Consider the following 13,465-nt stretch of genomic DNA (forward strand, 5'->3'; position numbering starts at 1 on the left):
GGATCGGTCGATTCTACGTCACTCGCCAGATCAGGGCCCGTCCGGGGGCTCGACGGGCAGTGTGGCCACCGGCTCCGTCGGCTCGGGCGTCGGCGTCGGCGTCGGGGTCGGCGTCGGTGTCTCCTCGGGCGCCGCTGCCGTCATCGTGAGCGTCGGCGAGTCACCGCTCGTGAGCGTCTGCCCGCCGTCGATGTCGCAGCGGTAGACGTAGGAGACGGTGTTGTCGCCGGTCGGCATCTGCGTGATGTTCAGCTGCGCGCCGTTGATCTGCAGCGTCTCCTCGTCGCCGTTCGCCCAGTTGATGGTGACGTCGTAGCCGGCCAGCGTGTAGCCCGCCGGGCAGCTGGCGGCATCCCAGACGATCGTGTACGGCTCGCCCGCCGTGAGGTCGCTCGCATCTGCGTCCCCTTGCATCCGGGGTGCAGAGGTGGGGGCCTCGATCGCTGCGACCGGGCCTCGGATGGTGCCGGTCACGGTCGAACCCGGAGCCACGGGGCCGGTCGGGTCGACGGCGTAGATGCGCGCGACGTCGTCGGGGCTGGTGGCGGGGTCGCCCGTCTCGACGCTCGCCACGAGGTCGAGCGCCTCGATCGCCTGGCGGAACTGCGCCTCCGTCATGCCCTCGAAGTCGGCCGGGTCGATCTGGATCATCGCGGGGTCGGTCGCCGTCTGCGACGTCTCGGTTGGCTGCGGCGCGTTCTGCGCGTTGTTGATGATCATGAAGACGATCGCCGTGCCGGCCGCGACGAGCAGCACGGCCAGGATCACGACAGGCCAGATCCAGGGGTTCGTGCGACGCCGCTCGTTGGCGCGCCGCGTGGTGGTCGCCGCTGCCGTTGGCAGTGAGGCGGTGACCGGCGTCGACTGCGTGGTGATGACGCGGGTGGCTGCCTGCGTGGGGGAGTCGATCGTCGCGAACGAGTCGGTGGACGCGATGCCCGGCACGATCGCTGCGGCACCGGCGATGTCGCCGCGGCGCAGCATCGTGGCGGCGCGCGAGAGGTGCGCCGCCGAGGTCGGCCTGTCGGCCGGCGTCTTGGCGATGCACGAGAGCACCAGGTTGCGCACCGGCTCCGGCACGGTGCCGGGGAGATCCGGCGGCGCGTCGTTGATGTGCGCCATGGCGATCGCCACCTGCGACTCGCCCGTGAAGGGGCGACGGCCGGCGAGCGCCTCGTAGGCGACGATGCCGAGCGAGTAGATGTCGGTCGACGGCGCGGCCTGCTGACCGGAGGCCTGCTCCGGCGAGAGGTACTGCACCGTGCCCATCACCTGGCCGGTCGCGGTCAGCGGCACCTGGTCGGCGATGCGTGCGATGCCGAAGTCGGTGATCTTGACGCGGCCCTCTGGTGTGATCAGCAGGTTGCCGGGCTTGATGTCGCGGTGCACCAGGCCGGCCTGGTGGGCGGCGTGCAGCGCGGCAGAGGTCTGCGCGACGATGTCGAGCACCTTGTCGGCCGAGAGCGTGCGGTCCCGGTCGAGGATGGCGCTGAGCGGCTCGCCGGGCACGAGCTCCATCACCAGGAAGGCGCTGCCCTCCTCCTCGCCGTAGTCGAACACGTTGGCGATGCCCTCGTGGTTGACGAGCGCTGCGTGCCGCGCCTCCGCGCGGAACCGCTCGAGGAACCCGGGGTCCCCCATGTACTCGTCCTTGAGGATCTTCAGCGCGACCGTGCGCCCGATCACCTGATCGGTCGCCTGCCACACCTCGCCCATGCCTCCGATGGCGATCCGGCTTGTCAGCTGGTATCGCCCACCGAAGGTGAGTCCGCTGGATGGTCTCATGAGTTCAGCACCGCCTCGATCACTGCTCTCCCGATTGGCGCGGCGATCACGTTTGAAGTGTCACCGACGATGTTCTCATCTGGCACGACCACGACGGCGACTGCCACGCTCCGGTCGTCCAATTCTCCGTACCCCGTGAACCACAGGTTGAAGGGCTCGTTGTTCTCGCCCGTCTCCGCGGTGCCGGTCTTGCCGCCCACCGTGACGCCGTCGATCTGGGCGTTGGAGGCGAGTCCCTCTGCGACGCCGAGCTCCATCGTTGCACGCACCTGCGCGGCGACCTCTGCCGTGACCGGATTGCCCAGGATGGTGGGCTCGGGCTCTGCGAGCACGTCGAGATTGGGCGCGAGGACGCGGTCGACCATGTTCGGCTGCATCATCGTGCCGTCGTTGGCGATCGCGGCGGTCGTCATCGCGATCTGCAGCGGCGTGACGCGCACGTTGTCCTGGCCGAACGCGGTCAGCTGCAGCTGAGACGGCTCGAGGCCGGTGGGGTAGGTGCTCGGCGAGACGCTGAGGGGGATGTTGAGCGACTGCCCGTACCCGAACGCCTCCGCTTGCTGCGCGATCGCGTCTTCGCCCAGCTCTTCGCCGAGCTGCGCGAAGGGGATGTTGCACGACTGGATGAAGGCCGTCTCGAGCGTGACGGTCTCACCAGGACCGCACGTGGAGCGCGATGCGTTGCGGATCTCGTGACTGCTGCCGGTGAGCCGCAGGGTCTCAGGGTTGTCGAACTCTGACTCGAGCGTGTACTGGCCAGACTCGAGGGCTGCGGCGAGCACCAGCACCTTGAAGACGGAGCCGGGGAAGTACAGGTCTCCGCGGATGGTGTTGTTCTGGAGCGGCTGCGTCGGGTCTGCGTTCAGCTGGTCGTGCAGCTCCTGCACGGCCGCGGTGTTGTGCTCAGCGAAGGCGTTGGGGTCGAAGTTCGGCGTCGAGTGCATCGCGAGCACGTCGCCGGTCTCGGGGTCGAGCGCGACCACCGCGCCCTCCCGGTCGCCCAGCGCATCCGCCGCCGCCTGCTGCGCGCCGGAGTCGATCGTGAGCTCGACGGAGGAGCCCGCGGGGTCCTGCCCGGTGATGGTCGCGACGATCTGGTCGAAGAACTGGCTGTTCGCGGTGCCCGTGAGCTCCTCGTTCATCGCACCCTCGATGCCGGTGTTGCCCTGACCGAGGGTGTTGTAGCCGGTGATGTGGGAGTAGAGCTCGCCCATCGGGTACTCCCGCTGCCACTCGTACTCGTCGTTCGACGGGGTCGAGAGCGCGACCTGCACGCCGTCGACGACGATCGAGCCGCGCTCGACGGCGAACGAGTCGTAGAGCGTGCGGGTGTTGCGGTCATCCGCGCGCAGCGAGTCGGCTTGCACCGCCTGGATCATGGTCGATGAGCCGAACAGCCCGACGAACATGATCAGCAGCAGGGTGCTGACACGCCGGATGGGTCGTCGCATGCTCTGCTCCTTCGTGGCGTCACTCATACGATCCCCCTTCCGCGCACCGAGTCGCTCAGCCTCAGCAGCAGGGCGACGATGAGCCAGTTGGCCAGCAGCGACGATCCGCCGGCTGCCAAGAACGGTGTCGTCAGGCCTGTCAGCGGGATGAGCCGCGTGACGCCGCCGACGACGATGAACACCTGCAGCGCGATCGCGAAGGCGAGGCCGACGGCCAACAGCTTCGTGAAGTCATCCGGGCCCTGGAAGCCGATGCGGACGCCGCGCGAGATCAGGATCAGGTAGAGCGCCAGGATCGCGAAGATGCCGGTCAGGCCGAGCTCCTCGCCGAGCGACGGGATGATGTAGTCGCTGTTGGCGTAGGGCGTGAGCTCCGGTCGCCCGAGGCCGAGGCCGGTGCCGAGCACACCGCCGTGGCCCATGCCGAACACGCCCTGCACGATCTGGAACGAGCCGCCGGTGGCGTTGTAGACATCCGTGTCGAACGCGTGGATCCACGCGTGCACGCGGCGCTGCACGTAGCCGAGCGAGAAGTAGGCAGCGACGCCGCCGACGGTGACGAGGCCGAGGCCGATGACCATCCAGGAGCGGCGTCCCGTGGCGACGTAGATCATCACCAGGAACAGGCCGAAGTAGAGCATCGAGGTGCCGAGGTCGCGCTGGAAGATCAGCACGAGCATGCACATCGCCCACACCACCAGGATCGGGCCGAGGTCCCGCAGGCGCGGGAAGCGCACGCCGAGGAGCTTCCGGCCGACCACCGAGAGGGAGTCGCGCGCCGTCATCAGGTAGCCGGCGAAGAAGATCGCCAGCGCGATCTTCGCGAGCTCGCCCGGCTGGAACGAGAGCGGGCCGACGCCGATCCAGACGGTCGCGCCGTTGACGGTGCGGCCGATGCCCGGCATGAGCGGCAGGATCAGCAGCAGGAACGCGACGGCCATCGCGAGGTACCGGTAGCGCGCCAGCACGCGGTGGTTGCGCACGATGATGATCGCCAGGATCGCGATGATGAGCGCGATGCCCGTCCACGCGATCTGGCGCATGGATGCGGCATCCCAGCCGGTTGCGCCATCGGCGATGTCGATGCGGTAGATCATCGCGAGGCCGAGGCCGTTGAGCACGGTTGCGACAGGCAGGATGATGGCGTCGGCCTCGCGCGCGACGACCCGGAGCGCGATGTGCAGGGCGAGCGTGAGGGCGCCGAGGAGCCCGGCGAGCTGCAGCGGGAACAGGTCGACGCGCTGCAGGGCGCCGAGCTGCACGAGCACCATGGCGCCGCCGGCGATCACCCACGCGATGACGAGCAGGAAGAGCTCGAGGTTGCGCAGCTTCGCGGGGTTGCGGATGCGCACCCTGATGGCCTCGGTGACGTCGCGCAGCTGCACGATGCCGGTCTGCAGCGCGTTCGGAGCAGTCTGGTCGCTCATGGCGATCGCTCCAATCGCTCGACGATCGCCTGCGCGGCCTCCAGCGAATCGGCAGAGAGCGTCTGCTCGACGTTGCGCTGGTTGAAGGGAGTGAGATCGACGATCGCGATGTCGGTCTCCTCCACCTGGGTGGCGAGCACGATCGGGCCGATCTGCTGCTGGATGCCCTGGTAGATCGCGACGTTGCCGGCGTCGTTGACGCCCACGAAGTAGCGATCCTGCGTCCAGCTGTAGAAGAACATCGAGACGGCGACGATGCCGATGAGTGCGAGCAGGGCACCGATGCCCCACGTGATGCGGCGGTTGCGGCGCATCCGGCGCTGCTCGGCCAGCAGCTCCTGCAGGAACTCTTCGCTCTCGGGCTCGAAGTGCTCGAAGGCCGGCTGCATGCGCGACTGGCGCGGGTGCAGGATGAGCTGGCCGAGGCTCACGGACGTGCGCTCTGGCTCGATCGCCTCGTAGCTGATGGGCGCAGCGGCGGAGCCGACGGTGGTGGGCTCGATCGATGAGGAGCGGCGCTCGTCGACGTCGCACAGCACCACGGTGACGTTGTCGGGGGCGCCGCGCGAGAGCGACTCGTTGACGAGCCGCTGCACGGTCGACGGGGTGTCGAGGCCCTGCGCGAGGATGGCGCGGATGCGATCCTCGTCCACGTAGCTGGAGAGGCCGTCGGAGCACACCAGCCAGCGGTCGCCCGGGTAGACCTTCTCGACCAGGGTGTCGATCTCTGGGTAGTGCTCGACGTTGCCGAGCACGCGCATCACGACGTTGCGGCGCGGGTGGTGCTCCGCCTCCTCGCGCGTGATGCGACCGGCGTCGACCAGCTTCTGCACGAACGTGTGGTCGGTCGAGATCTGCTCGAGCGCGCCCACCCGGTAGCGGTAGATGCGGCTGTCGCCGATGTGGGCGATGCCCACCTCGTCACCGACTCGGATGATGCCGGAGCCGGTGGTGCCCATGCCTGAGAGCTCCGGATGCTCGAGCATCGCCTGCTGCAGTGCGTCGTTGCCCTCGCGCAGCGCCGTCGCAAGCGCCTGCGCGGCCTCCTCGGCGGTCGCGTACTCGCGGTCGGCCTCGCGCGCCCTGCGCGTGACGATGGCGCTCGCGACGTCGCCTCCCGCGTGCCCGCCCATGCCATCCGCCACGAAGAACATCCGGGCGCCGGCATAGCCGGAGTCCTGATTCTCGGTGCGGATCCTGCCGACGTGGCTGAGTGCTGCCGCGAGCGGTGTGCTCAAGCTCAGTGCCTCAGCTCGAACGTGGTGGTGCCGATGCGCACGGCCGTGCCGACCCGCACCGGCGTCGACTCGCTGATGCGCTTGCCCTCGACGAAGGTGCCATTGGTCGAGCCGAGATCCTGCACCACCCACTGGTCGCGCCAGCGCACGATCTTGGCGTGGTTGCTCGAGGTGTAGTCGTCCTTGATCTGCAGCCCGCTGCCGGAGGAGCGCCCGATGGAGAGGCCGGTCTGCGGCAGGTCGAGCTCGAGTCCGGCGCGCGGGCCGGAGGTGACGACGATGCGGGAGGCCTCACGGGAGGGTGCGGATGCGCTGGTCGCCCCGGCGGGTGCCGCCCGTTCGTTCACGGTCGTCGGCGCCTCCGAGGAGGCCGGGGCCTGGGCGGGCGTCGAGCCGCCCTCGCGGGATCGGGCGCTCTGCACCGCGACGCGCTGCAAGGGAGTCAGCTTCGGACCGAAGAGGTCGCTGCGCAGCGAGTAGAGCACGATGAAGATGAACAGCCACAGCAGGGCGAGGAAGCCGATCCTGATGATGATGAGGGTGAGTTCGCTCACGCTTGCTCCTTCGACTGAGCCAGCAGGCGGTAGACGATCCGCGTGGCACCGATGTCGATGATCGAGTCGGGCTCCAGGAGCGCGCTCTTGAGCGCCCTGCCGTTGAGCGTGGTGCCGTTGGTGGAGCCGAGGTCGCTCACCTGGGCGCGGCTGCCGTCCCAGATGATCTCGGCGTGCTTGCGCGAGGCTCCGGCGTCGTCGACCGTGATCTCGGCGTCCGAGCCGCGGCCGATGACCGTGCTGCCCTTGCGCAGCTTGTAGCGCTTGCCCTTGATGTCGACGACCGCCGTCCAGACGACCTCGCCGGCCTCCGTGTCGGAGCGGATCTCGAGCATCCCGGTGGTGATGCCCTCGTCGGGTTCGAGCCCGAGGTCGATCGGGCCGGGGAACGAGTAGCCGGACTGCCGCGCGTGCGTCTGCAGCGTGCCGGTCAGCTCATCGAGGAGCGAGTCGCCGAGGCGGCGGAGCTTCTGGAAGTCGGCGGGCGACAGTCGCACGGTCAGGTGGTTCGGCACCAGGATGCGATCGCGGGAGACCACGCTCGCCTGGGTGTCGAGCTCGCGCTTGAGCGCGCTGGCGATCTCCACCGGCTCGACGCCGGAGCGGAAGGTCTTGGCGAAGGCGCCGTTGACGGCCTTCTCCAGACCGCGTTCGATCGAATCGAGAATTCCCATGGTGTGCTTCACCTCCCTTCAGCCGCCGTTAGCGTACCCGGCGCGGCTAGGAACCTGATATTCTCGTCAAGTTGCCCGGGTGAAGCCGGGCTGCGCGCGAGTGGCGGAATTGGCAGACGCGCTGGCTTCAGGTGCCAGTGTCCGCAAGGACGTGGGGGTTCAAGTCCCCCCTCGCGCACGATTGGCCCCGGGCTCCACCCCGGGGCCTTTCGCATGCCCGGGGCGCCGCCGTCCCCGGATGACGACCGATTCGCGATCCGTCTCGAATCGAGGACCCACGGTCTTCAACCGGTGACGCGCCCTCGATTCGATGTGCGAAGGCCCGGCTGGATCAGGACGGATGCGGGTGGCAGCGGCGCGTAGCAGGGGAAGGCTGCCGATCAGGGCTCGAGCACGACCTTGATGCAGCCGTCCTCCTTCTTCTGGAAGGTCTCGTACATCTCGGGTGCGCGATCGAGCGGCACGCGATGCGTCACCAGGTCCTCGACGCCGAGCGGGTCGGAGGCGTCCTCGACGATCGGCAGGAGGGTGTCGCGCCAGGACTGCACATTGCACTGGCCCATACGGATCGCGACCTGCTTGTCGAAGAGGGTCATCATCGGGATGGGGTCGGCCGTGCCGACGTAGACACCGCTGAGGGAGACGGTGCCGCCTCGTCGCACGGCGTCGAACGAGGTCATGAGCGCCGAGAGGCGGTCGAGCCCGGCCTGCTGCATCATCGGCTTCGCCAGCGCATCGGGCAGCAGGCCGACGATCGCCTGCGCGGTGGCGGCCCCGGTCGAGCCGTGCGCCTCCATGCCGACGGCATCGACGATCGAGTCGGGGCCGCGACCCTCGGTGGCCTCGCGCAGCGCCTCGGTGGCGCCTTCCATGTCGAGCGTCTCGATGCCGTGGCGCTCGGCCATGGCGCGACGCTCGGGCACGGGGTCGACGGCGAGCACGCGGTGGCCGAGGTGGCGCCCGATCCGGGCGGCGAACTGGCCGACGGGGCCGAGCCCCAGCACGGCCAAGGTGCCGCCCTCGGGCACAGCGGCGAAGGCGACGCCCTGCCAGGCGGTGGGCAGGATGTCGCTGAGGAAGAGGTAGCGGTCGTCGGGCAGCTCCTGCCCGACCTTGGTGGCGTTGAAGTCGGCGAGCGGCACGCGCAGACGCTCTGCCTGGCCGCCCGGCACGGAGCCGTAGAGCGAGGTGTAGCCGTAGAGGGCGGCCCCGGTGCCCTGGTCGCGGTTCTGGGTGGTCTCGCACTGGGTCGTGAGTCCTCGGGCGCACATGAAGCAGTCGCCGCAGGCGATCACGAACGGGATGACGACGCGGTCGCCGGGCGTCAGTCCGGTGACGCCGGCGCCGACCTCCTCGACGACCCCCATGGTCTCGTGCCCCAGCACGTCGCCCTTGGCGAGGAAGGGGCCGAAGAGCTCGTAGAGGTGCAGGTCGGAGCCGCAGATCGCGGCGGACGTCACGCGGATGACGACGTCGGTGGGCTGCTCGATGCGCGGATCCGGCACCTCCTCGACGGTGACCGTGCGCTTGGACTGCCAGGTGAGTGCTCGCATGCCCGCGACGCTACGCGCTTGGGGTACAAAACGGAACCCACTGCCCGCACAGACGGATGCGCCCCCGCCCGAGGGCAGGAGCGCATCCGTCTGTGCACCGTCAGCTGCTGCTGCGGCCTCCACCGCCCGAGGGCAGCTGGCCGTCGACCAGCTCGTGGTTCGGGTCGTTCACCTTGCCGATGAGATCTTCGCCGATCGCGATGCGATCGACGTCGTCATCGCCGGGCACGACATCGCCGCGCAGGCTGCGGCCGGCGGTCTCGTTGAAGGTCCAGATCGCGATGAGGCCGATGATGCCCGCGGCCGTCATGTAGAAGCCGGGCACGAGCGTCGACCCCGTGCTCTGGATGAGCGACTCGTTGATGAGGCCAGCGGGCCCGCCCAGCAGCGACGTCGCGACGTTGTAGCCGAGCGCGAAGCCCGCGTAGCGGACCGTCGTCGGGAACAGCGCGGGCAGCGTTGCCGAGATGTTGCACAGCAGCATCACCAGGAAGATGCCGAAGATCGCCAGGCCCAGCACCTGCAGGAACACATTGCCCGTGTTGAGCAGCAGGATCGCCGGTATCGAGAAGAGCGTGAAGCCGACGGCTGCGATGAGCAGCACCGGCCGCCTGCCGATCCGGTCGGTCAGGGCACCGAGCGGCACGATCACCGCCATCATCACCAGCTGCACGCCGACGAGCATGAGCCCGGACTGCGTCGCATCCATGTCGAGGGAGGTGGTGAGGAACGTCGGCATGTAGGTCAGCACGAGGTAGAACGCGGTGTTGATGAGGATCGTGATGCCCATGATCTTCAGCAGCTGCTTCGGCTGCTTCGTGACGACGTCGCGCAGCACCTGCCATGCGCTCGTGCGGGTGTCCTGCGCCTGCGCCTCCTTGAAGGTGTCGGAGTCGTGCAGCTTCGAGCGCATCAGCAGCGCGACGATGCCGAGCGGCAGGGTCAGCAGGAACGGCAGGCGCCACCAGCCGGCCTCCATGCCCTCGGGGCCGACGATGAACTCGAGACCCGTGACGAGGATCGCCGCGAGTGAGAAGCCCAGCAGCGTGCCGAACTCCAGGAACGAGCCCCAGAAGCCGCGGCGGTCGTCGGGCGCGTGCTCAGCCATGTAGACGGCGGCGCCGGCGTACTCGCCGCCCGCCGAGAAGCCCTGCACCATGCGCAGCAGGAACAGCAGGATCGGGGCGAGCCAGCCGACCTGCTCGAAGGTGGGCAGGATGCCGATCGCGGCGGTCGCGAGCGAGATCATCAGGATCGTGAAGACGAGCACCTTCTGGCGCCCGATGCGGTCGCCGAGCGGCCCGAGCACCGCGCCGCCGATGGGGCGGATGAGGAACGACACCGCGAAGCCGAGGAGCGCCCACAGCACGGCGTCGTCGGAGCCGCCGAAGATCTGGCTCGCCAGATGCACGGTGAGGTAGCCGTAGATGCCGTAGTCGAACCATTCGATGGCGTTGCCCGCCATCGCGCCCATGACCGACTTCCTGACGGTCGTGCGCTGGATGGGCGAGAGGTCGAGCTCGCGCGTGATGGGCGGTGGTTCGTGCGGCGGATTCGCCGCTGCTGTCTGCTCGGTCATTGCCGTGTCCCTTCTGGATGCTGCCTTGGGGTCGTGCTTCAGAGTCGTGCGGTCATGCGGTCGTGCGTGGTGCTTCAGGCGATGATGGTGTGGGTGCGCAGGGTGGCCCGCGCATCGTGCAGGTGCACGAGCATGCGAGTGTACGCGCGTGCAGCCGTCGCGAGATGCGAGATGCGCACGCGCTCGTCGGGCTGATGGGCCTGGCCGGTGATGTCGCCGGGGCCCAGGATGATCGTCGGGCAGCCGTGCTGGCGGGCGATGAATCCTCCCTCGCACGCAGCCGTCCAGGCCTCGATCGGCCCCGCCTCGCCCTCGGCCTGGAGCGCCTCGACGGCGGTGGCGACGAGCGGATGCGTCGGGTCGGTCTCGAACCCTGGCATCTCCATCAGCAGGCTCGCCTCAGCGGTGCACCCGAGCAGGCCGATCGCGTGGGCGATCCCCGCCTCCAGCTGCGCGAGCGCCTCCTGACCGGTCTCGCCCGGCATGAGCCTGCGGTCGACGAGCAGGCTGCAGCGGTCGGGCACGATCGACGTGCCGTGGCCGCCCTCGATGCGACCGACGTTCCAGGTGGCCGATCCCAGCAGCCCCGACGCACCCGCGCGCATCCGCTCATGGTCGCCTGCGATCCAGGTTGCGATGCGAGCTGCAGTCGTGATGGCGCTCGCGCCGTCCTCGGGGCGGCCGGCGTGGGCCGCCCTGCCGGTGACCTCGATCTCGAGGTTGGCGGCGCCGCGGCAGGCGATCACGACCGCCATGTCGGTCGGCTCGGCGACGATGCACGCGAGGTAGCGGCCCGGCTCGGCGGCGTCTGCCGAGGCGATGTGCGCCTGGATGCCGGTCGCGAGATCCTCCTCGTCGACCGTCACGAGCAGCTCGATCGGCAGGTCGGGGCGCACGTGGTTGACGGCGGCGATCGCCTGCAGCGCTGCCGCGATGCCGCCCTTCATGTCGGCGGCGCCGCGGCCGGTCAGCCAGCCATCGGCAACGCGCGGGCTGAAGGGGTCTGCGACCCAGCCCTCGCCCGCTGGCACGACGTCGCTGTGGCCCAGCAGCAGCACCGCGGGGTGCTCAGGCGTGGCGTCGGGACCGAAGCGGATCGAGAGATTGGGCCGCTTCGGGGCCACCATCGTGCGCTTCGTGCGCCCGCCCAGGCGCGAGGCGATCGTCTCCAGCACGCGCACCGTGACGAGCTCGGTGCCGCCGGGGTTCTCGCTCGCAGCGAGGATGAGCGACGAGGCGTCGGCCACGATCGTGGCGTCCTCGATCAGTGCGAGCGCGCGCTGCAGCTCGCCCTCCTTGTCGTGCTCGCTCTCGCCCTCGTGCTCGGTCTCGGGGCGACCCGACGCATCCGTCATGCAGACTCCTTCACGATCAGCTCGCGCGGGGCAGTGGTGAGCACCTCTGCGCCCGACTCGGTGATGGCGAGCGACTCGCTCAGCTCGCAGCCGTAGCCCAACATCCACATGCCGGCGATCACGTGCAGGCACATGCCAGGCTCGATGACCGTCTGCTCGTCGCCGCGGATGGACACGGTGCGCTCGCCCCAGTCGGGCGGGTAGCCGATGCCGATCGAGTAGCCGAGGCGGGAGGGCTTCTCGATGCCCTCCTTGCTGATGTGCGCCTGCCAGATGCTGTGCACCTCGGCGACCGTGCGGCCCGGCTGCAGGCCGTCGATCACGAGCTGCAGGCCCTCTGCGGTCACGCTCGCGAGGCGCGCGAGGCGGTCGCTCGGCCTGCCGAGCACGAGGGTGCGGGCGAGCGGTGCGTGGTAGCGGCGGTGCGCGCCGGCGAGCTCGATCGAGACGGCCTCGGATGCGTCGAGTCGGCGGGCGCTGAAGGTCATGTGCGGGGTGTCGGCCGACTCGCCAGCCGGCAGCATCGGCACGATCGCGGGATAGTCGCCCTCCGCGCCTTCGACGCCGGTGGCCTGGGCGAGCTGGATCGCAGCGGCGATGTCGTTGAGACGCGCACCCGCGGCGACCGCGTCGATGCCGGCCTGCATGGCGGCCGAGGCGACCATGCCCGCCTTGCGCATGAGGCCGAGCTCATAGGGGCTCTTGACGAGCCGCACCCAGTTGACGAGATCGTGGGCGTCGACCAGCTGCCACGCGGGGAGGCCCCGCTGCAGCGCGAGGAAGGAGCGCACCGAAAGGAAGTGCGCCTCACCCTCGTAGCCGATGCGGCCGCGCCCGCCGAAGCCGTGCGCGCGCAGCTGCTCTGCCGCCCAGTCGAAGGGGTGCACGTCGCGCTGGTGCACGAGCGACTCCGGGTAGCCGAGGATGCGCTCGCGAGGCGTCGCGTCGGCGGTGCGATGGGCGCCGCCGGCATCCATCTCGCGCATGATCAGCAGCGGCTCCGCCGCGAGCGGCACGAACAGCAGCTGCGGCATGTAGAACGACCAGGCGTCGTACCCGGTGAGGTAGTGCAGGTTGGCCGGGTCGACGACGACGAGGCCATCGAGTCCGCTGCGAGCCATCCGCGCACGCGTGCGCTGGAGCCGGTCCGCGAACTCCTCGGGGCTGGGCCGCACCGCGCCTCCTCTTCTCTGTGTCGACACCCTACGACAGGGCAGGCGCGTCAGCTGCGCAGCGGCACGAAGGCATAGCGACCGGAATCGTGACGGATGCGTGTGCGTCCTGCTGACAGGTCGACGACCGTCATGCGCCCCGCGATCGGGGCGACCATGCGGCCCCCGTCCGCCAGCTGCGCGACGAGCGCGTCGGGCATGCGCCCGAAGTCGGCGGAGACGAGGATGCGGTCCCACGGCTCGTCGTCGGGCAGGCCCAGGATGCCCGGGGTGGCTTGGCGGATGCGCGCGCCGGTGCCGTGCGCGGTGAGGTTGGCGTTGCCCTGCTCGACGAGCTGCGGCACGAGCTCGACGCCGGTGGTCTCGGCGCCGAGCGCCGCGAGGATCGCGGTGGTCCAGCCGGAGCCCGCGCCGACATCGAGGGTGCGGTGGCCCGGCCGGGCGTCGAGCAGCTCGAGCATGCGGGCGACGGTGGAGGGCTGGGAGTTGGTGGCATCCCAGCCGATGCCGATGGGGCGGTCGACGTCGGCGAGCTGCCGCACGCTGGGCGGCAGGAAGGCGCGGCGCTCGGCGGTGCGCATCGCTGCGCGCACGCGCTCGACCGCATCGGGTGCCACGGGGAGCTCGTTCATGCGGCGAGGGTACTGCGGCGTCCGGTCTCGTGACGCCTGCCGCCC

General features: G+C 69.8%; 11 protein-coding genes and 1 tRNA gene. 1 reads left to right on the top strand and 11 read right to left on the bottom strand.

Annotated elements, in window-relative coordinates; translation table 11 throughout:
* Positions 1 to 30: 30 nt before the first annotated feature.
* The 6 genes from MKD51_RS01550 to MKD51_RS01575 are packed head-to-tail and all read right to left on the bottom strand — an operon-like array spanning position 31 to position 7,129.
* Positions 31 to 1,785: a protein kinase gene (locus MKD51_RS01550; RefSeq protein ID WP_240237379.1), complete on the bottom strand. Its 1,755-nt coding sequence runs from the start codon at positions 1,783 to 1,785 to the stop codon at positions 31 to 33.
* Positions 1,782 to 3,236, bottom strand: a complete 1,455-nt coding sequence (locus tag MKD51_RS01555) for a penicillin-binding protein 2 (protein ID WP_240237381.1) — start codon at positions 3,234 to 3,236, stop codon at positions 1,782 to 1,784. The genes MKD51_RS01550 and MKD51_RS01555 overlap by 4 nt, the downstream gene beginning before the upstream one ends.
* A gap of 23 nt (positions 3,237 to 3,259) precedes the next feature.
* On the bottom strand, positions 3,260 to 4,663 hold the full coding sequence (locus tag MKD51_RS01560) for an FtsW/RodA/SpoVE family cell cycle protein (RefSeq protein WP_240237383.1): 1,404 nt from the start codon (positions 4,661 to 4,663) through the stop codon (positions 3,260 to 3,262).
* Entirely contained in the window at positions 4,660 to 5,901 is a 1,242-nt protein-coding gene (locus MKD51_RS01565; RefSeq protein ID WP_240237385.1) for a protein phosphatase 2C domain-containing protein, read from the bottom strand. The genes MKD51_RS01560 and MKD51_RS01565 overlap by 4 nt, the downstream gene beginning before the upstream one ends.
* Positions 5,902 to 5,903: 2 nt before the next feature.
* Positions 5,904 to 6,455 carry an FHA domain-containing protein gene (locus MKD51_RS01570; protein WP_240237387.1) on the bottom strand — a complete coding sequence of 184 codons (552 nt, stop codon included), beginning with the start codon at positions 6,453 to 6,455 and terminating at the stop codon, positions 5,904 to 5,906.
* Positions 6,452 to 7,129 carry a DUF3662 and FHA domain-containing protein gene (locus MKD51_RS01575; RefSeq protein ID WP_240237388.1) on the bottom strand — a complete coding sequence of 226 codons (678 nt, stop codon included), beginning with the start codon at positions 7,127 to 7,129 and terminating at the stop codon, positions 6,452 to 6,454. Before MKD51_RS01575 ends, MKD51_RS01570 begins: the two co-directional genes overlap by 4 nt.
* 94 nt (positions 7,130 to 7,223) lie before the next feature.
* Here MKD51_RS01575 and MKD51_RS01580 point away from each other — a divergent pair.
* Positions 7,224 to 7,307 (top strand) — tRNA-Leu (locus tag MKD51_RS01580).
* Between the two features lie 202 nt (positions 7,308 to 7,509).
* Here MKD51_RS01580 and MKD51_RS01585 read toward each other — a convergent pair.
* The 5 genes from MKD51_RS01585 to MKD51_RS01605 all read right to left on the bottom strand — a co-directional run bounded on the left by MKD51_RS01585 (position 7,510) and on the right by MKD51_RS01605 (position 13,420).
* Entirely contained in the window at positions 7,510 to 8,682 is a 1,173-nt protein-coding gene (locus tag MKD51_RS01585) for a zinc-dependent alcohol dehydrogenase (protein WP_240237390.1), read from the bottom strand.
* 100 nt (positions 8,683 to 8,782) lie between these two features.
* A complete protein-coding gene (locus MKD51_RS01590; protein ID WP_240237392.1) occupies positions 8,783 to 10,261 on the bottom strand; it encodes an MFS transporter in 1,479 nt (492 codons plus the stop codon).
* A gap of 74 nt (positions 10,262 to 10,335) precedes the next feature.
* Positions 10,336 to 11,616, bottom strand: coding sequence for a M20 family metallopeptidase (locus MKD51_RS01595; protein ID WP_240237394.1), 1,281 nt, complete (start codon positions 11,614 to 11,616; stop codon positions 10,336 to 10,338).
* Positions 11,613 to 12,791, bottom strand: coding sequence for a M24 family metallopeptidase (locus tag MKD51_RS01600; protein WP_240237396.1), 1,179 nt, complete (start codon positions 12,789 to 12,791; stop codon positions 11,613 to 11,615). Before MKD51_RS01600 ends, MKD51_RS01595 begins: the two co-directional genes overlap by 4 nt.
* A gap of 47 nt (positions 12,792 to 12,838) precedes the next feature.
* The gene (locus MKD51_RS01605) at positions 12,839 to 13,420 is read right to left on the bottom strand and encodes a protein-L-isoaspartate O-methyltransferase (protein WP_240237398.1); all 582 of its coding nucleotides are present in this window, start codon (positions 13,418 to 13,420) and stop codon (positions 12,839 to 12,841) included.
* Between the last annotated feature and the right edge of the window lie 45 nt (positions 13,421 to 13,465).

Origin of the sequence: Agrococcus sp. ARC_14 (genome assembly GCF_022436485.1) — a bacterium.
In the GTDB taxonomy this organism is placed as follows: Bacteria; Actinomycetota; Actinomycetes; order Actinomycetales; family Microbacteriaceae; genus Agrococcus.